Here is a 17,336-nt window from a genome sequence, read left to right as displayed (position 1 = left end):
CAGTGACTCCTCCATTGGAGGTATGACAAGCGCACCCCTCGAACTCGTTCCCGAACTGCTTGAGGTCCTGTTTTTCAGTCTGGGCTCCGTCGGCCTCTCGCTCGTCGGAGCGTCTCTCGAACGCTTCGCGCTCACGACCGCCCAGGGCGGCGAGGTGACGCTCGGCCTGTGGGCCGCGGTCATCGGCGCCGTCGCGCTGTACTTCGCGTACTACGTCGCCGTCGACAAGGCCCTGCCGACGATAACCGAGTTCAAGCGCGCTCTCGGCGACGCTGCCGAGTGACGCGTTGAACCAGTCGAGCCGGTGCCGGCGCGCGATTGCCCGTCCGGCTCACGGCAGGCGATTGGCGCTCTCTGACCGGCGATTCCTTCGCAACCGCTTTTACGGCGCGATGAGGAAGACGACGTAATGAAACTGTTCGGTTCGAGCGGCACTCGCGGCGTCGTCGGCGACGGCCTGACGCCCGAGTTCGTCCTCCGCGTCGCGAAGGCGGCGGGGACAGTGTGGGAGACGGACCGCGCCGTCGTCGCACGCGACACCCGAACCACCGGCGAGATGCTCGCGAATGCGGCCGTGAGCGGCTTAGAGAGCGTCGGCGTCGACGTCGACCGGCTCGGGACGACCCCGACGCCGAGCGCCGTCCGCTACGCCGGCGAGTACGAGCGTCCGGGGATCATCATCACGGCCTCGCACAACCCGCCGGAGTACAACGGCGTCAAACTCGTCGGCGCCGACGGCGTCGAACTCAGCGTTGCCGACCTCGAACGGATCGAAGAGCACGTTCTCAGTGAGGACTTCGGGACCGCCGCCTGGGACGAGGTCGGCGCCTCACGAACGATCGACGCAGTCAACCGCGAGTACGTCGAGGACCTCCTCGCATCGGTCGACTGCGAGACGATCGCCGACGCCGACCTCACCGTCGCGCTCGACCCGGGCCACGGCGCGGGCGCGCTCACGAGCCCCGAGTTCTACCGCAAACTCGGCTGTGAGGTCGTCACCGTCAACGCCAACCCCGACGGGCACTTCCCCGGCCGCGAGTCCGAGCCAGTCGAACCGAACCTCGCCGACCTCAAATCGCTCGTGAAGGCGGCCGACGCGGACGTCGGCATCGCCCACGACGGCGACGCCGATCGAGCCGTCTTCGTCGACGAGACCGGCGCGTTCGTCGCGGGTGAAGCGTCGCTCGCCGCGCTGGCCGCCGCCGAACTGGAGGCAGGCGACACGACTGTCGCTGCCGTCAACGTCTCGCAACGACTCGTCGACGTCTGTGAGGAGGTCGGCGCCACGCTCGAACTGACCCCGATCGGCTCGACGAACATCATCACCCGGATTCGGGAACTCCGCACGATGGATGCGCACGTCCCGATCGCCGGCGAGGGCAACGGCGGGATCTTCTTCCCCGAATACCGACTCGTCCGCGACGGCGCATACGTCGGCGCGAAGTTCCTCGAACTCGTCGCCGAGCGCCCCGTGACCGAGATCGTCGCCCCCTACACCGACTACGAGAACGTCCGAATCAACCTCGAATACGACACGGACGCGGAACTCGACGCGATGCTCGGCGCGGCCCGCGAGTTCGCCGAGTCCGCGGACGCCGACCCGAACACGATCGACGGGTACCGCCTCGATTACGGTGACGCCTGGGTGCTGGTCCGTCCCTCCGGCACCGAACCGAAAGTGCGCGTCTACGCCGAGGCGCGCTCGGAGTCACGTGCTCGCATTCTCGCCGAGGAGGCGGCCGACGCACTCCGCGCCGCGCTTGAAGAGTGAGGCTGTCGGCCGCGCAGTCCTGCGTTTTTGTACCGTCCAGTTTCGGTCGTTCTGCCGATCGAATCGACGCCGTTCACAGCGCGAAAAACCCGAATAGCAGACAGACCACGCCGAGCACCAAGAGGACGAAGCCGCGCTCGACGGAGACGTCGTCGCGGCGGTTCGTCGCCGACTCGGTCGTCGTCGGGGTCGAGTTGTCTGACGAGGACCGCTCGCTAGGTGGTTCGAGCCAATCTGTCGGGTGTGCGAGCCCCGTCTCGGTCCCCGCGTCGAGTCGCTCGTCGCCGTCGGCATCGAGTCGTTCGAGCGCGCGCTTCGTCCGCAGCGACCGCGCCCCGTAGTAGAGGCTGAGTGCCCCGGCTGCGAACGCCACCGCCGAGACGGCGACCATCAGCCCTGTTGCCTGCCGGTTTCGTTCGCGTCCTCCAGCGCCGCCGACAGGTGCTCGCGGGCGTCGCGGAGGCGTTCCAGTTCGGCCGCTGCGACGCCGGACTGAACGCGCTCGCGTTCGTCGGCGTCGAGTTCTTCGTGCGCGCGAGCGGCGAGCCTGAGATCCGCGTAGTCGTCGCGACGGGTCAGATCCCGCACCTCTCGAAGCCGTGCGACAGTCTCCTCGGAGGCGAACCGTCCGAGTAGCGATATCGCTTCGCCGGCGAAGCGGCGGAGCGTCCCCGCCGACGGCGGCGGGAGCGAGACGGTCAACGGCTCGGCCGAGAGCCGTTCGAGGTACGTTCGGTGGACGGCGACGCTCGTCTGGAGCGTTGCGGGGTCCTCGGCGTAGTGATCCAGTTTCGACCCGGAGTAATCGGCATACTCCAAGAGCGTCGGAATCGGTTCGTCGGCGTCGGGACTCTCCCGAACGAACTCGCGGAGGTCGCGCGGCGGCGACCGGAACGCGACGAGCGGGAACGACTCCGCCCGTTCGAGGAACTCGATCACGGCGGTCGCTGACGCCGACTCGTAGAACGACTGGAACTCGGCGCTGACGGCGTCGTTGTACGCCTCGATCGGGTCTCGGAGTTTCTCGACCGGCGCGCCGAGGTCGGCGTCGGCGAAGGCGAGCGTCTCCGCACGCGATTCGATCTCCTCGTCGAGGTTGCGGAGACAGAGCTTCGCGTCCCGGCGTGCCTCCGAGAGCGTCTCTTTCGTCTCTTCGCGCCGGTCGAGGAGGTCGACGTACTCCGCGGCGGGTTCGAGGTCCTCGCGCGCCGCGTCGAAGTGGTCCTCGCTGAGTCGCCGTCGGTCCATCCGCTCGGCGGCGGCCTCGAAGCCGCCGTGCGCCGGGATCGACTCTGGGAGGTCTTCGACGAGGCCGAGAAAGCGATCCTGGAACTCGACGTACGCCTGGAAATCCCCCGTCCCGGTGGCGGAGTCCTCGTAGTTCTCGAACAGCCGGATCGACTTCCGGTAGGCGTCCGCAGCGGCGACGACGGACTCCTCGCCCACGTCCTCGATCCGCGATTCCACCTTCTCGCGCCGCTCGCGCGCCGCCTGCAGGTCCTCGATCCGCGCGTCGACTTCGGCGAGCAGCGCATCCACGTCGGCGTCGTCAGCCGTCGATTCCGGTCCGGACATCGGTCCTTACTCGTACACCGCGTCGGGATCGAACACTTGCTCGCCGACGTTCTCGCCGTCGATCGTCCGGTAGAAACACGAGCGGTGGCCGGTGTGGCATGCACCGCCCGTCTGGTCGACGAGATACAGAAGCGTGTCGGCGTCGCAGTCGACGCGAATCTCCTGAACCTCCTGGGTGTGGCCGCTCGTCGCGCCCTTCTCCCAGAGTTCGTCGCGACTGCGGGAGTAGTAGTGTGCGCGCCCCGTCTCGCGCGTTCGCTCGAGCGCCGCCGGTGAGACGTACGCCAGCATCAACACCTCGCCGGAGTCGGCGTCCTGTGCGACGGCGGGGACGAGTCCGTCATCGCCGAAGTCCACCTCGACGTCGTCGGTCATTACCTCGACCGAGGAGTGTCCGTCCGATAGGTCTTTTGCCCCGTTCTGGACCCGGAATCGCGCTGTCATAAAAATATTTTGACAAAATAGTGAAACTCCAGAAAACCCAAAACTACGACCGCAGACTGATCGCAATGACTGACCCTCCAGATGGAGAAATCGTCCATCGGACTCTCGAGACGGATCGAGAACAGCCGGTCGTCCAGATTGCAGAGGTCGTCGCCGAACTCGAAGGAAAGAGCCACGAACAACTGACGACGACGTACGAGCACCTCGATCACGTTCTCGAATACATATTCACCACGCCGCCGGTCCCGGAAGCACAGGTCGAAATTACGTTCAGCTACGAAGGATACCGAATCACCGTCGAGCAGGACGGGAGTGCGCAGTTCGTCAAAACGTGACTCGGCCGGCGCTCACAGCACGCCGAGCGCCCCGAGGACGCCGAACACGACGTCGCCGTACGTGAACGCCAGCAGTGTCCCGACGAACATCGGGACGATGAACGGGATGCCCGGCGAGATCCACACGTCGTTCTGATCGGCGACGATCTCTAGGCCGCCGCGGAGTTTCTCCGGTGTCGTGCCGTAGGCCGTCCCGTCGATGCTGTCGAGGAACGCCTCCGCACCCCACTGGTCGTCGGCGCCGACGTCAGTGTCGCTTGCGGCGGCCGCTCTGCCGTTCGTATCGCTCGCGAGTGCCGTTCCCTCATCCGTTCCGCCGTCAGTGTCGATATCGGCCGCTCCTGTCTCGGGAACCGGTGAGTCGCTCTCGACGCCGACTGCGCCGTCTGTCGGCTCGTACGTCGCACCGATGCTCTCAGGGTCCCGGAACCCATCGGGGTCCGCCCGGAGGTCGGCGAGGTTCGCGCCGCGCCAGCGGAGGTACATCCGCAGTGCGTCGATGTCGAGGCCGTTCCGCGAGAAGCCGTCGGGCGTCTCGAACAGGCGGCCGTGCGCCGTCGAGAGCGCCGAGACGTCGATCCGCCGGCCGAGGAAGACGACCGGAAATCGGACGTCGCCGTCGAGCAGATTCCGTCCCGCGAGCGCGAGCGGATAGACGGCCGCGAGGACGACCGTGTTCGTCAGGACAGTCATCGAGAAGACGCCGAGCGTCGTCACAGTCGAGGGCAGCGTGAACCCCGCGAAGTAGTACGTCGGAAACGTCGGGAGGAGAATCGCGATCGTGATGAGCGCCTTCGCGTCTGCGCCCCCGAAGCCGCCGAGCAGCCAGAAGATGTAGGCGATCGGTGCGACGAGAAAGAGGCTGATCGCGACGCGCACGAAGAACAAGACGTCCGCAGACGTCGCCATCGACACGTGTCCGAGGGCGTCCCACACGAGCAAGAGGACGCCCAGCGCGACCAGCGGGTACCAGGTCCGACTCGGCACCCGTCGCGTCTCGACGTCCCGCCACGCCGCCCACCCGAGGACTGGGAGGACGGCCAACCGAAGCAGATCCGGTACGCTGGCGAACATACAGGGGAAGTGACCCCGGGGGAGTTGTAGTTTGCGTCTGCGTCGGCTCTACCTCGCACACCGCGTCGGCGCTCACACGTGACAACTACGACACTCACTGGCCCGTCGTCTTCCATCCAAGCTTACTCGCCGGGCGACTCGACGACGCCCAGTTGTTGGAGGAAGCTGAGGTTGTCGGGCAGCACCCACCATTCAGCGACCTTTCCGTCCTCCAACCGGAGGAAAGCCATCGTCTGATGCTCGAACTCGTTGCCGGTCGGTTCGATCCCCATCAACTCCCCGTCGTGGACGCCGCGCTCTGTCAACCTGGCAGCGACGGTATCTCCCTCCGCGATCATATCCTCGACGGTCACCGTGTAGTCCGAAAACGCGTCGAGCGTCTCCGCGAAGCTCTCTTTGATCTCTTCGTGGCCACGGAAATCACGCATTGGGCTGTGTTCCACCGCGTCCGCCGCATACAGCTCCTCGACTGCGTCGAGGTTTCTCTGTTCCAGTACGTCTCGCAGGATCCGATGGGCGATTTCTTTGTTTTCCTCACTCGACATCGGCGTCCCCTGTATGCTGGAGCCACGACTATTGTTAGCGAGTGCTGTATCGAACTATGACCGACGTAAACGAGGGAAAGGCCCGCCTATTTTCCGGTCGATCAGATCCGGGACGGCGATTGATCTGCAGCGGCGATCGAGGACGGTTCTCCCCGGCGTTGGCCGTCTGCGCTGCCGACGAGGTCGCGGGCGCAAAAAGCGCGAATGTTGGGATTTCGGTTCTCGGTGCGACCGAGAACGGGTGTTAGAGGAACCGTTCGTCGTACAGCCTTCGTTAGATGACGCGGTTCTGGAGGTAGTCGAGGTGCTTCGCGTTGTAGACGATCTTGACCTCGTCGGCTGCCGGCGAGCCGATACAGGTCAGGCGGACGTTCTTTTCGGAGACTTCCTCGTCGGAGAGGATCTGCTGCATATCCATATCGATCTCGCCCTCCTTGAGGATGGACGCGCAGTTCGCGCAGGCACCCGCGCGGCACGAGAAGGGCCAGTCGTAGCCCTGCGCCTCGGCGGCTTCGAGGATGTATTCGCCCTGGTTGACTTCGAGAGAGCCGTAGTCTTCGTCGTCCAGACCCGCGTCAGCGGCCTTCTCGAAGAGGTCGTCGTCGTCCATGTCCCAGCCCTGGTCGTCCAGCACTTCGTAGTTGAGGTATTCTACGGTAGGCATCAGCAAGCGGTTTGTATGCCACCCCATTAGACTTTGCTGTTCGATTCGTCGATTACGGGCGGTTGTTCGGGACGTATCACTGCTGTGTGCGGTGACAGTGGGCGTCACTCCGCCGGAGGCGCGGCCGACTGCGACGACTTACAGCGGGACGGCCGCGAAGAGCGCGTACGACGCCGCGGCCGAGAGACTCGGCGTGAGGAGCCAAAAGAAGATCACGCGACCGGTCGTCCCCGGGTCGAACAGATCGGTGCCGCCGAGATCGCGTGCGGACTCTTCGCCCACTGGCGGGACTTCGTCGCTCGTTTCGGTCGTCAGCGCGTCGACGGACATCTCCGGCGCGGTGCCCCCGAGCGCTTCGCCGAGGGTCACCGTCCGCGTGGCGCGACCCCAGCCGAGTCCGACGATGCACATCGTCGCCGAGACGGCGAGACTCGCCGGAATGCCGAGATACGACAGCATCGCGATCAGCGACGCCGACACCGTCTCGACGACGAGCGCGGCCAGGATCGGCAGTTCCGTGAGGTCGTTGCCGACGGTGTCGAGCGTCCGCCGTGCGATGGTGAACGCGCCGAGACCGATCGCGCCGGCCGCGAGGAAGATGCCCTGATTGATCGACACCGCGCCGTTGCCGACGAGCGGGGCGACGGCGTTGGCGGCGTTCGACGCGCCCGCCGAGTAGGCCATATAACAGGCGATGACGACGACGAGGCCGACGCTGCCGAGTTCTCGGGGCGTCGTGTTCGGCCCGAGTCGGGGCCGCGGAAACCCGTTCTCGCGGTCGAGGACGACGATCGGGCCGGGAGAGCGGTCGAGTTTCAGTTTCGCGTCGAGGTAGGGGTAGACGTACCGGCCGATGACCGCACAGATCCAGAAGGCGATCACCGGGGCGACGATCCACCACGAAATGATCTCGAGCATCACGGCTTCGTTCAGCGTCCCGGAGGCGACGCCGAGGCCGGCGATCGCGCCGACGGCCGTCATCGACGTCGACGCGGGGACGCCGAACGTGTTCGAGATAAGGAGCGCCAGGCCGACGAAAAAGAGGACGGCGACGCTGGCGGCGAGCGTGAACTCGCTTTGGGGGACGATGCGCCCGCCCATCGTCTCGATGACTTCGCGCCCGGCGGTCCACGCGCCGAGGAGCGCGAAGCCGGTCATCAGGATCGCCGCGCCCAGTTTCGAGACGAGGTCGCTCCCGACGGCGGGGCCGAACGCGACGCCCGTCGAGGAGCCGCCGATGTTGAATCCGACGAAGACAGCGACGAAGAGACCGACGGCGAGGAGTGTTTCGACCACGACGCGTGGTTCGCAGTACCGGCGGAAAAACGTCACCATCGACGCCGAGAACGCCCGGCACGCCGCAGTAAGATCGGTCAGGCCACTCGACTGCGTCCGGGCACGACGCTCATAATGATTACTCTCACTGTGTACCGGTGAGCGCCGGCAACTGAGGTGGCGCTCATCGGTAAGAGACGAGAGTAATCATTATCAGTTCGTCGCGGCGTCGATCGCCTGTTCGAGGTCGGCGATGATGTCGTCGACGTCCTCGATGCCGACCGAGAGGCGGACCATATCGGGCGTCACGCCCGCGGCGTTCTGTTCTTCTTCGGTGAGTTGTTGGTGCGTCGTCGAGGCGGGGTGGATCACGAGCGTCTTCGCGTCGCCGACGTTCGCGACCAGGGAGGCGAGTTCGACGTTGTCGACAGTGTCGCGGGCGGCCTCGTAGCCCGCTTCGAGGCCGAAGGTGATCATCCCGCCGTAGCCGCCCTCTAAGTACTCGGAGGCCTCCTCGTGCGTCTCGTGGCTCTCCAAGCCGGGGTAGTTGATCCACGAGACAGCGTCGTGGCCTTCTAAGAACTCCGCGACGGCCATCGCGTTCTCGCAGTGTCGCTCCATCCGCATCGGCAGCGACTCCAGCTTTTCGAGGGTGTTCCACGCGTCGAACGGCGACTGGGCGTTCCCGAGATCGCGCAGGCCGCGGGCGATGGCCGCGTACGTGAACGCGGCGTCGCCGAAGCGCTCGGCGAAGTTGACGCCGTGGTAGGCGGGGTTCGACGCGCCGATCTCGGGGTACTTCTCGGCGTGCTCGCTCCAGGGGAACGAGCCGCCGTCGACCAGAATCCCACCGATCGTCGTCCCTGCGCCGGTGAGCCACTTGGTCGTGGAGTTCCACACGAGGTCTGCGCCGTGTTCGATCGGGCGGCAGAGATACGGCGTCGCGAAGGTGTTGTCGACGAACAGCGGCACGTCGTGCTCGTGAGCGATGTCGGCGATGCGTTCGATGTCGGGCGTGACGAGCGCGGGGTTGCCGATCGTCTCTAAGTGGACGTACGCCGTGTCCTCGTCGATTGCCTCCTCGTACGCCTCATAATCGAGCGTGTCGACGAACTTCGTCGTGATCCCGCGGCGCTCGACGGTGTGCGTGAAGTAGGTGTAGGTGCCGCCGTACAGCGACGCCGCCGTGACGATGTTGTCGCCGGCGCTGGCGAGCAGGAAGGTCGCGAGGTCGAGTGCGGCCATCCCGGACGCCGTCGCCGCCGCACCGACGCCGCCTTCGAGCGAGGCGAGGCGCTCCTGCAACATTCCGACCGTCGGGTTCATCAGCCGGCTGTAAATGAAGCCCTCCTTCTCTAAGGCGAACTGGCCGGCAGCGTCTTCGGCGTCCTCGAAGACGTAGGAACTCGTCTGATAGATCGGCGGTGCGCGTGAGCCAGTCGTCGGGTCGGGCTTCTGTCCCGCGTGGAGGCTCCGCGTCCCGAATCCGAGTGGTGTGTCGTCGTCGTCAGCCATAGCGCACCCTTCTCGGAGCGGGGGCCTAACGGACGTGGCGCGTGCAATTTCCGCCGGTATCTGCGACGGGCGCTTCTGTCGCGCGGATCCATTTTGTCAGCTAATCGACTGACGATTGTGGAATATGGACCATTCTGGATGGCGACCTGTCGCTGGGCAAGTTACGGAATAGCGCCATCTTCGTGATTCGACCCGACATCCTATGGACGTCTGCGGTCATCGAAACGGTATTGTAACGGTGCAGAATATGAAGTTAGAGATGACAGACGAGACCGAAGATACGCCGGGAAGATTTACGAAAAAGCGATTCACGCCGCGTTCTCTCCTGACTGGTACTGCAAAATTCGTGCACAACCTTTCGGATCTGGTGCGCGCAAAACGAGCAGACAGAGTCAGCGACCAGTTCGCAGAGAAGATTATGCTCGCGGTCACTGCCGTCAACGAGTGCCAGTACTGCACTCGCTACCACACCGACCTCGCTCAGGAGACGGGCGTCGATCAAGCGACCATCGACCGAATCCTCGAAAACGACGTCGACGGGGCTGTCGACGACGAGGAACGGACCGCGCTCCTGTTCGCACAGGCGTACGCCGAGGCCGACGAGGATCCGAGTCCGGACGCCGTCGCCGAGTTACGCGAGACCTACGGACCCGAGACGGCCGCCGACGTGCTGGCGTTCGTTCGCGCGATCTACTTCGGCAATCTGCTCGGAAACTCCTACGACGCGCTCAAATTCGGCATCCGACGACGGACGCGTCGCGCTCGTCGCTGTCTCCGCCGCGGGGCCGAGAGCACACAGCGAGCGGTCGAGCGCCTGCGAGAGCGCTGTCCGGTCTGAATTGCAGGGGCACCCGCTCCGGATGGTCTCACGCCGCTGCATCACTTCCGACCGACGACCCCACGAGCAGGAGCACTAGCGCCACGAGGCCGACGCCGAGCACGCTCTGCGTCGAATTCGTCCCGACGGCGAGTAGGGCGACGGCAGCGACGAGGACGACTCCGCCGACGCTGACCGCGAGCGCACGGCCGCGATCGACGAGCACACCGAGTCCGGCGAGGACGAAGGCGACGCCGGCGACTCCCCCGGCGACGACGACGTTCAGGACCGCGCCGCGAGCGAGCAGCGCGATGCCGGGCGCGCCCGCGGTCGGCACGAAGAAGCCGCCCAGGACGAGGACGCCGCCGACAACGGCGACGAGGAGGCCAGCGAGGCGTGCGAGGAGATCTGCCGGAGACATACCGTCGGACACAGCGCGCAGCGAAAAGTGCGTTCGGGTTCAGCGGGACCGTTCGGTCGGCCCGCTGGGGCGGCGCGGACTCACCGACTAAACAGCGACGCGTGAACGGGCGCGAAGTCGCCGCCGGTGTTGGGTTCGGCTTCGACGGTGTCGTGGACGGAGCGCCCGTTGACGCCCGCCGCGAGGAAATCGCGGAGCGGTGGCCCGACCTTCTCGGGTTCGACGAGGAACGCGTCGTGGCCGTGGTCGGAGTCGATGACGTGGTGCGACACCGGCACGCCCGTCTCGCGGAACGCCTCGGCGACGGTCTCCGATTGCTCGGTGGTGAAGTGCCAATCGCCCGTGAACGAGAGCAACAGCGCCTCGCCCTCGAAGGCGGCAAGCGCGCGCGAGTCGTTCTCGTAGCCCTCCGAGAGGTCGTAGTCGTCCATCGCCCGCGTGAGATACAGATAGGAGTTGGCGTCGAAGCGGTCGACGAACTTCTCGGCCTGGTAGTCGAGGTAGGACTCCACGTCGCGGTAGGGGAAGAACGCCGCGGCGGGATCGGCGGGGAAGGAGTCCCGGCGCGCGTCGCGGCCGGCGGCGCGCCGCCCGAACTTCTGCTCCATCGACGACTTCGAGAGGTACATCACGTGTCCGATCTGGCGGGCGAGCGCGAGGCCGTCGGTCGGCTGTTCGTCGTTTCCGTAGTAGTCGCCGCCGTTCCAGTGCGGATCGGTCGTGATCGCCCGGCGCGCGATGGCGTCGAGCGCGAGACACTGCGCGTCGAGGCGTGCCGCTGCGGCGACGGAAACGACGTACCGAGCGTCGTCGGGGTAGCGCTTCGCCCAGTCGAGGGCGTTCATTCCGCCGACGCTCCCGCCGACGACCGCGTGCAGGCGGCCGACGCCGAGCTCGTCGAGCAGTAGGCGCTGCGAGCGCGTCCAGTCGCCGATCGTGACCGGCGGGAAGTCGGTGCCGTACACCTCGCCCTCGGGATCGGTCGATGCGGGGCCGGAGGTGCCGTAGCACGAGCCGGGGATGTTCGCCGAGACGACGTAGTACTCGTTGGTGTCGATCGCCTTGCCGGGGCCGACGATGTCGTTCCACCACGCGCGAGCCTGGCCCGCGGTCTCGGAGCCGTAGCCGGCGACGTTCTGGCTGCCGGTGAGGGCGTGACAGACGAGCACCGCGTTGTCACCGTCGAACTCGCCGTAGGTCTCGTAGGCGACTTCGAGGTTCTCGATCTCGTCGCCGGAGGCGAAGTCGAACCGCCCGAGGTCGACGGTTCCGCTGTCTGTTTTCATCGTGTTTCCTCCCCCTCGGAGTCCGAGGCCGAAACGCCTTGCGTTGCGGCGCGGATCGCCCGGTCCAGGTCGGCGATGACGTCGGCGGCGTCTTCGATGCCGACCGAGAGGCGGACCATCTCGGGGCTGAGCCCCGCCGCGCGCTGTTCTTCCTCACTCAACTGTGCGTGCGTCGTCGAGGCGGGGTGGATCACGAGCGTCTTCGCGTCACCGATGTTCGCGAGGAACGACGCGAGGTCGACCTCCTCGCAGGTCCGCTTGGCCGCCTCGAAGCCACTTTCGAGGCCGAAGGTGACCATTCCGCCGTACTCGGACTCGCCGTCGCCGTTCTCCTCGGAGCCCAGATACCGGGTCGCGTTCTCGTGGGTCGGGTGGTCCTCGAACCCCGGATACGACACCCACGCGACGTCCGCGTGTTCGCGGAGGAAGGTCGCGACCTCGCGGGCGTTCTCACAGTGGCGCTGCATTCGCAGCGGGAGCGTCTCCAGCCCCTGGATCGTCTGCCAGGCGTCGAAGGGCGACTGCTGATTTCCGAGCGTCCGGAGCGCCCGCTGGCGGGTGGCGTTGGCGAACGCGGCCTCGCCGTAGCGCTCGACGAAGTCGATGCCGAACGCCGGGTTGGGTCCAGAAAGCTCGTCGTAATCGGCGTGTTCCCACGGGAAGGTGCCGCCGTCGACGAGGACGCCGCCGACGGTCGTCCCCGAGCCGTGGAGCCACTTCGTCGTCGACTCCCAGACGATGTCCGCGCCGTGTTCGAGCGGCCGACAGAGATACGGCGTCGCGAAGGTGTTGTCGACGACGAGCGGCGCGGCCGCCTCGTGGGCAATGTCTGCGAGGCGCTCGAAGTCGGGCGTCTTCAGCGAGGGGTTCGCGATGGTCTCGACGTGGACGAACGCGGTATCCTCGTCGATCCGGTCTGCGAAGGCGTCGTAGTCGAGGGTGTCCACGACCCTGATGTCGACGCCGCGGCGCGTCGCCATCTTCGTCAGATAGGTCGCCGTCCCGCCGTACATATCCGCGCTCGCGACGACGTTGTCGCCGGCGTTGGCGAGCATACTGGTGATCGAATCGAGCGCAGCCATTCCCGAGGCGGTCGCGACCGCGGCGACACCGCCTTCGAGGGCAGCGAGTCGCTCTTCGAGGATCCGCGTCGTCGGATTCGAGATCCGCGAGTAGACGTCGCCGTCGACCGAAAGCGCGTAGAGGTCGGCGGCGTGGTCGGCGTCCTCGAAGGCGTAGGAGGTCGTCTGATAGAGCGGCGGTGCGCGAGCGCCCGTCGCCTCGTCCGGCTCCTGACCGGCGTGTAGACTCCGGGTGTGGAACCCATCGACCATACTATGTGTAGTATGCATATTCCCACACAAACTTATAACCAGCGGTTACGGGACACGGGTCACAGTTGCGGGGCCGGTGCGACGAAGCACCTAACTCGGGGCCGTCCGATCCGTCGATACGATGAGCGACGAGGCGTCGTCGGAGGAGGCCAGCGGCGACAGTGCGGGAGAGGCGTTCGAGCCGGCGTACGCCGATCCGGACAATCCGTACCTTCGCGATCCGGACACGGACTTCGCGCCGGTCGAGGAACTGACCCGCGAGGAGGCGCAGGCGCAGGCGGCGTTGCTGCGGGAGGCGATCCGCGAGCACGACCACCGCTACTACGTCGAGGCCGACCCACTCATCTCCGATCGCGCGTACGACGAGTTGTTCGCCCGGTTGCAGAGCCTCGAGGCCGAGTTCGACCTCGAACGCGAGACCAGTCCGACCCGCCGCGTCGGCGGCGAACCGTTGGAGGAACTCGAAACCGTCGCGCACGCCGCGCCGATGCTCTCGATCGAGCAGTCGACGGCGGCCGAGGAGGTCCGCGAGTTCGATCGCCGCGTCCGCGACGCCGTCGCCGACGTCGACTACGTCTGTGAACCCAAGTTCGACGGCCTCTCGGTCGAAGTCGTCTACGAGGACGGCGAGTACGTCCGCGCGGCGACGCGGGGCGACGGTCGGCGCGGCGACGACGTCACCCGACAGGTGCGGACGATCCGGTCGATCCCGCTCGAACTCGGCGGCGACGTGCCGGAGTTCCTCGCCGTCCGCGGCGAGGTGTTTATGCCGCGAGACGCGTTCCGCGAGCACAACCGCGAGCGCGTCGAGCGCGGCGACGACCCGTTCGCGAACCCCCGGAACGCCGCCGCCGGGACGCTCCGGCAACTCGACCCCTCGGTCGTCGCCGATCGGCCGCTCGATTGCTTCTTCTACGACGTGTTGGACGCGAGCGAGGTTCCGGACAGCCAGCGGGAGACGTTCGACGCCCTCCGTGAGTGGGGCTTCCACGTGAACGACCGCGTCGAGGCCGTCCCCTCGATCGACGAGGCGATCGACTACCGCGACGCCCTGCTCGACGCCCGCGAGGACCTGAACTACGAGATCGACGGCACCGTGATCAAGGTCGACGACCGCGAGGCCCGGGAAGCCTTGGGGGCGACGAGCCGAGCCGTCCGATGGGCCTTCGCCTACAAATTCCCGCCGCGCGCGGAGGTGACACACGTCACTGACATCGTCGTCCAGGTGGGCCGAACCGGTCGGCTCACGCCTGTTGCTCTTCTCGATCCAGTCGACGTCGGCGGCGTCACCGTCTCGCGAGCATCACTCCACAACCCTGAGGAGATCGAACGCCTCGGCGTCGACGTCGGCGACGAGGTGCGCGTCCGCCGCGCGGGCGACGTCATCCCGGAAGTCGCAGAGATGATCGAGAAGCGCGCTGCGGGCACCTACGACTTCCCCGAAACGTGCCCGGTCTGCGACAGCCCCGTCGAGCGCGACGGCCCGCTGGCGTTCTGTACCGGCGGTCTCACCTGCGACGCCCAGCTCGTGCGGACGATCGTCCACTACGGGAGCCGACAGGCGCTCGACATCGACGGCCTCGGCGAGGAGCGCGTCGAACAGCTCGTCGATACAGGCGTGCTGTCGACGCTACCGGACCTCTATCGGCTCTCTGTCGACGACATCGCCGATCTGGAGGGCTGGGGCGAAACGAGCGCGCAGAACCTCGTCGACGCCGTCGCGGCGACGACGTCGCCGCCGCTCTCTGACTTTCTCGTCGCGCTCGGGATCCCCGAGGTCGGCGAGAGCACGGCGCGAAACCTCGCCGCGACGTTCGGCGACCTCGACGCCGTGATGGACGCCTCCGAGGCGGACCTGCGAGCGGTCGACGATGTCGGTTCGACCGTCGCAGCGCGCATCCACGACTTCTTCGCGAACGAGCAGAACCGCGCGGTCGTCGCGGAACTGCGCGAACTGGGCGTCGAGCCCGAATCCGTCGAGTCGACAGGCGGCGACGAACTCGACGGGCTGACGTTCGTGTTCACGGGCTCGCTCTCGGTGACGCGCGCCGACGCCCAAGAGGTCGTCGAGCGTCACGGCGGCACGGCCACCGGGAGCGTCTCCGGGAATACGGATTACCTCGTCGTCGGCGAGAACCCGGGCCAGACGAAGCGCGACGACGCCGCGGACAACGACGTGCCGACGCTCGGCGAAGACGAATTCGCGGCGCTCCTCGAAGAGCACGGGATCGAGTATCCGCCGGAAACTGAGTGACCGACCGATCTGACTCGACGTGACCGAGCAGCGGTCCTCAGAGGTCCTCGCGCTCGAACGCCCAGTAGCCGACGGCGGCCGGCACGGCGATCCACGCGAGCAAGAGCAGAAAGAGGAACCAGTCTGTGAAGTAGAACGGCATCGACTCCTGCAGGGTCGATCCGAGGACCGCTCGCTCCCCGAACGTGGTGCTGAGAAGCCGCGCTCGCGCCGGCTCGTAGTACAGCCCGGCCGCGAGCGTCTCGTAGGCCTTCAGCGGGTTCACGTACTTCAGGAACACGCCAAGCTTGACGCGGGTAAGCTCTCCGACGCTCATCCCGACCTGCTCTGCAGTGTAGTTCAGGAGCTTCGGGATGCCCTCCGCGATCGATCCCCAGAGGACGGCGAAGACGAAGTACAGCCCCATCGTCGCGAGCGTCGCCTCGCGGTTCGAATCCGCGAGCGCGGAGAGGCTCAGTCCGATCGAGACGAAGGCGACGCCGAGAATCGCCGTGAGAGCGACCTGCGGCGCGAACGCGCCGAGCTGCAGTCGCGTCCCGGTCGCGACGAGGGCTACGAACGTCGCGAGGAACCCGACGAGCAGCGCGGCCACGATGACTGTCGACCGGCCGAGAAGCTTCCCGACGACGACGTCGAGACGCGAGTTCGGCAGCGACAGCAGGAGCTTGATCGATCCTGTCTCGCGTTCCTCGGTGATCGAGCCGTACGACGTCGAGAGCGCGATGAAGCCGAGCACGAGCGCGAGTAGCGCCGGGAACGAGAAGCTGAACACGCCGAGGTTCGCGAAGAACCCGAAGAGGTTCGATACCTGTCGGTTCGCCGGCGGGAGCAGGACACCGAAGAACAGTGCGCTGGCTCCGCCGAGGAACAGCGCGAAAAACAGCGTCGAGCCGTGGAGCCACCGCGAGCGGATCGCGTCGCGGAACTCCTTGCGGGCGACGGCCTGCCAGCTCATTGTCGCACCTCTACGTCGTCGGCGGCCGACTCGGGCGATCCACTGTCAGTCGTCTCGACGGCGTCGGCCTCGGCAACGCCCCCGCCCTCGGTGTACGCGAGGAACAGGTCTTCGAGGGACGCCTCCTCGGTCGTGAAGTCGGTGACGGCGACGCCGCGGTCTTCCAGTTCCGTGACGACTCGGGTCTTCGCGTCGCTGTCGCAGGCGACCCGAAGTGCACCGTCGCCGTCGCGGTCGACGCTCTGGACTCCGTCGAGGTTGCCGACGGCAGCCAGCACCTCGTCGCCGACCGGGTCGCCGACGGAGACAGAGAGCGTGGCGTCGGCGTCGGTCGCCTCCCGGAGGCCGTCGATGGAGTCGACGGCGACGAGTTCGCCGTCGCGGAGGATCCCGACCCGGTCACAGACGGCCTCGACCTGTTCGAGGATGTGGCTGGAGAAGAAGACGGTCGTGCCTCGTTCGGCCTCCTCGAGTACGATCTCGCGCATCTCCTTCGCGCCGGCCGGGTCGAGCCCCGAGGACGGTTCGTCGAGGACCAGGAGGTCGGGGTCGCCGACGAGCGCCATCGCGAGCGCGAGGCGCTGGCGCATCCCCTTCGAGTACCCACCGGCCTGTCTGTCCGCGGCGTCGGCGAGCCCGACGCGCTCTAATACGGCGTCGGGGTCGTCGTCGACCTCCTTGGAGTCGATCGCGAATTCGACGTGGGCACGGCCGGTCAGCCGATCGTAGACGTCGAATCCCTCCGGGAGGACGCCGGTTCGCTCGCGGACGGCGACGCTCTCCGCACGGGCGTCGTGACCGAGTACGGTCACAGCCCCCGTGGTGGGGCGGACGAAATCGAGGAGGACGTTGATCGTCGTCGACTTCCCCGCGCCGTTCGGGCCGAGAAAGCCGAACACCTCCCCCTCTTCGACAGTCAACGAGAGGTCCGAGACGGCGGTGACGTCCTCGAACCGCTTTGTCAACCCGTCGAGTTCGATGGCGGCCATAGGCGAGAGTTGTCAGGTCCGTGCATAAAGCGTTTGGTGGCAGAATCAGCTCTGAGATTCGTTCAGGACGAGGCTCGCCGTG

Annotated in this window: 18 protein-coding genes; 5 read left to right on the top strand and 13 right to left on the bottom strand. The window is 66.6% G+C overall.

The window, feature by feature from the left end:
- Positions 1 to 22 precede the first annotated feature (22 nt).
- Positions 23 to 283 carry a DUF8151 family protein gene (locus NO362_RS03280; protein ID WP_256546104.1) on the top strand — a complete coding sequence of 87 codons (261 nt, stop codon included), beginning with the start codon at positions 23 to 25 and terminating at the stop codon, positions 281 to 283.
- A 126-nt stretch (positions 284 to 409) separates the two neighbouring features.
- On the top strand, positions 410 to 1,771 hold the full coding sequence (glmM, locus tag NO362_RS03275) for a phosphoglucosamine mutase (RefSeq protein WP_256546103.1): 1,362 nt from the start codon (positions 410 to 412) through the stop codon (positions 1,769 to 1,771).
- A 73-nt stretch (positions 1,772 to 1,844) separates the two neighbouring features.
- On the opposite strand, the gene NO362_RS03270 is transcribed toward glmM, so the two are convergent.
- Genes NO362_RS03270 through hisI form a run of 3 tightly spaced genes read right to left on the bottom strand, consistent with a single transcriptional unit; the run spans position 1,845 to position 3,721 of the window.
- Positions 1,845 to 2,162 carry a hypothetical protein gene (locus NO362_RS03270; RefSeq protein ID WP_256546102.1) on the bottom strand — a complete coding sequence of 106 codons (318 nt, stop codon included), beginning with the start codon at positions 2,160 to 2,162 and terminating at the stop codon, positions 1,845 to 1,847.
- The gene (locus NO362_RS03265; protein WP_256546101.1) at positions 2,162 to 3,346 is read right to left on the bottom strand and encodes a DUF7118 family protein; all 1,185 of its coding nucleotides are present in this window, start codon (positions 3,344 to 3,346) and stop codon (positions 2,162 to 2,164) included. The genes NO362_RS03270 and NO362_RS03265 overlap by 1 nt, the downstream gene beginning before the upstream one ends.
- 6 nt (positions 3,347 to 3,352) lie before the next feature.
- Positions 3,353 to 3,721: a phosphoribosyl-AMP cyclohydrolase gene (gene hisI, locus NO362_RS03260; RefSeq protein ID WP_256288570.1), complete on the bottom strand. Its 369-nt coding sequence runs from the start codon at positions 3,719 to 3,721 to the stop codon at positions 3,353 to 3,355.
- Positions 3,722 to 3,855: 134 nt separating this feature from the next.
- Between hisI and NO362_RS03255 the strand changes: the two genes are divergently transcribed.
- Positions 3,856 to 4,125 carry a HalOD1 output domain-containing protein gene (locus tag NO362_RS03255; RefSeq protein ID WP_256288571.1) on the top strand — a complete coding sequence of 90 codons (270 nt, stop codon included), beginning with the start codon at positions 3,856 to 3,858 and terminating at the stop codon, positions 4,123 to 4,125.
- A gap of 12 nt (positions 4,126 to 4,137) precedes the next feature.
- On the opposite strand, the gene NO362_RS03250 is transcribed toward NO362_RS03255, so the two are convergent.
- From NO362_RS03250 to NO362_RS03230, 5 genes are all read right to left on the bottom strand, one after another.
- Entirely contained in the window at positions 4,138 to 5,199 is a 1,062-nt protein-coding gene (locus tag NO362_RS03250; RefSeq protein WP_256546100.1) for an A24 family peptidase, read from the bottom strand.
- Positions 5,200 to 5,321: 122 nt separating this feature from the next.
- Positions 5,322 to 5,744, bottom strand: a complete 423-nt coding sequence (locus NO362_RS03245; RefSeq protein ID WP_256546099.1) for an ester cyclase — start codon at positions 5,742 to 5,744, stop codon at positions 5,322 to 5,324.
- Between the two features lie 274 nt (positions 5,745 to 6,018).
- Entirely contained in the window at positions 6,019 to 6,408 is a 390-nt protein-coding gene (fer, locus tag NO362_RS03240) for a ferredoxin Fer (RefSeq protein ID WP_256288574.1), read from the bottom strand.
- A 138-nt stretch (positions 6,409 to 6,546) separates the two neighbouring features.
- On the bottom strand, positions 6,547 to 7,704 hold the full coding sequence (locus NO362_RS03235) for an inorganic phosphate transporter (protein ID WP_256546098.1): 1,158 nt from the start codon (positions 7,702 to 7,704) through the stop codon (positions 6,547 to 6,549).
- A 192-nt stretch (positions 7,705 to 7,896) separates the two neighbouring features.
- Complete coding sequence (locus tag NO362_RS03230) at positions 7,897 to 9,198, bottom strand: O-acetylhomoserine aminocarboxypropyltransferase/cysteine synthase family protein (RefSeq protein ID WP_256546097.1); 1,302 nt, start codon at positions 9,196 to 9,198, stop codon at positions 7,897 to 7,899.
- 367 nt (positions 9,199 to 9,565) lie between these two features.
- Here NO362_RS03230 and NO362_RS03225 point away from each other — a divergent pair, with 367 nt between their 5' ends.
- Positions 9,566 to 10,036, top strand: a complete 471-nt coding sequence (locus NO362_RS03225; RefSeq protein ID WP_343218093.1) for a carboxymuconolactone decarboxylase family protein — start codon at positions 9,566 to 9,568, stop codon at positions 10,034 to 10,036.
- Positions 10,037 to 10,064: 28 nt separating this feature from the next.
- Here the strand turns inward: NO362_RS03225 and NO362_RS03220 are convergent, their stop codons facing one another.
- The 3 genes from NO362_RS03220 to NO362_RS03210 form a co-directional block, all read right to left on the bottom strand.
- Positions 10,065 to 10,436, bottom strand: a complete 372-nt coding sequence (locus NO362_RS03220) for a hypothetical protein (RefSeq protein ID WP_256546095.1) — start codon at positions 10,434 to 10,436, stop codon at positions 10,065 to 10,067.
- Positions 10,437 to 10,516: 80 nt separating this feature from the next.
- The gene (gene metX, locus NO362_RS03215) at positions 10,517 to 11,722 is read right to left on the bottom strand and encodes a homoserine O-acetyltransferase MetX (protein WP_256546094.1); all 1,206 of its coding nucleotides are present in this window, start codon (positions 11,720 to 11,722) and stop codon (positions 10,517 to 10,519) included.
- A complete protein-coding gene (locus NO362_RS03210) occupies positions 11,719 to 13,056 on the bottom strand; it encodes an O-acetylhomoserine aminocarboxypropyltransferase/cysteine synthase family protein (RefSeq protein ID WP_256546093.1) in 1,338 nt (445 codons plus the stop codon). The genes metX and NO362_RS03210 overlap by 4 nt, the downstream gene beginning before the upstream one ends.
- A gap of 121 nt (positions 13,057 to 13,177) precedes the next feature.
- Here NO362_RS03210 and ligA point away from each other — a divergent pair, with 121 nt between their 5' ends.
- Positions 13,178 to 15,310, top strand: a complete 2,133-nt coding sequence (gene ligA / locus NO362_RS03205) for an NAD-dependent DNA ligase LigA (protein ID WP_256546092.1) — start codon at positions 13,178 to 13,180, stop codon at positions 15,308 to 15,310.
- 37 nt (positions 15,311 to 15,347) lie between these two features.
- Here the strand turns inward: ligA and NO362_RS03200 are convergent, their stop codons facing one another.
- Both NO362_RS03200 and NO362_RS03195 read right to left on the bottom strand, forming a co-directional pair.
- A complete protein-coding gene (locus NO362_RS03200; RefSeq protein ID WP_256546091.1) occupies positions 15,348 to 16,265 on the bottom strand; it encodes an ABC transporter permease in 918 nt (305 codons plus the stop codon).
- Positions 16,262 to 17,254, bottom strand: a complete 993-nt coding sequence (locus NO362_RS03195) for an ABC transporter ATP-binding protein (RefSeq protein WP_256546090.1) — start codon at positions 17,252 to 17,254, stop codon at positions 16,262 to 16,264. The genes NO362_RS03200 and NO362_RS03195 overlap by 4 nt, the downstream gene beginning before the upstream one ends.
- Positions 17,255 to 17,336 lie beyond the last annotated feature (82 nt).

It is taken from the genome of Halobellus inordinatus, assembly GCF_024498335.1.
GTDB lineage: Archaea > Halobacteriota > Halobacteria > Halobacteriales > Haloferacaceae > Haloquadratum > Haloquadratum inordinatus.
Note: the sequence above shows the minus strand (reverse complement) of the source record. Positions and strands in the feature narration are given on the sequence as shown.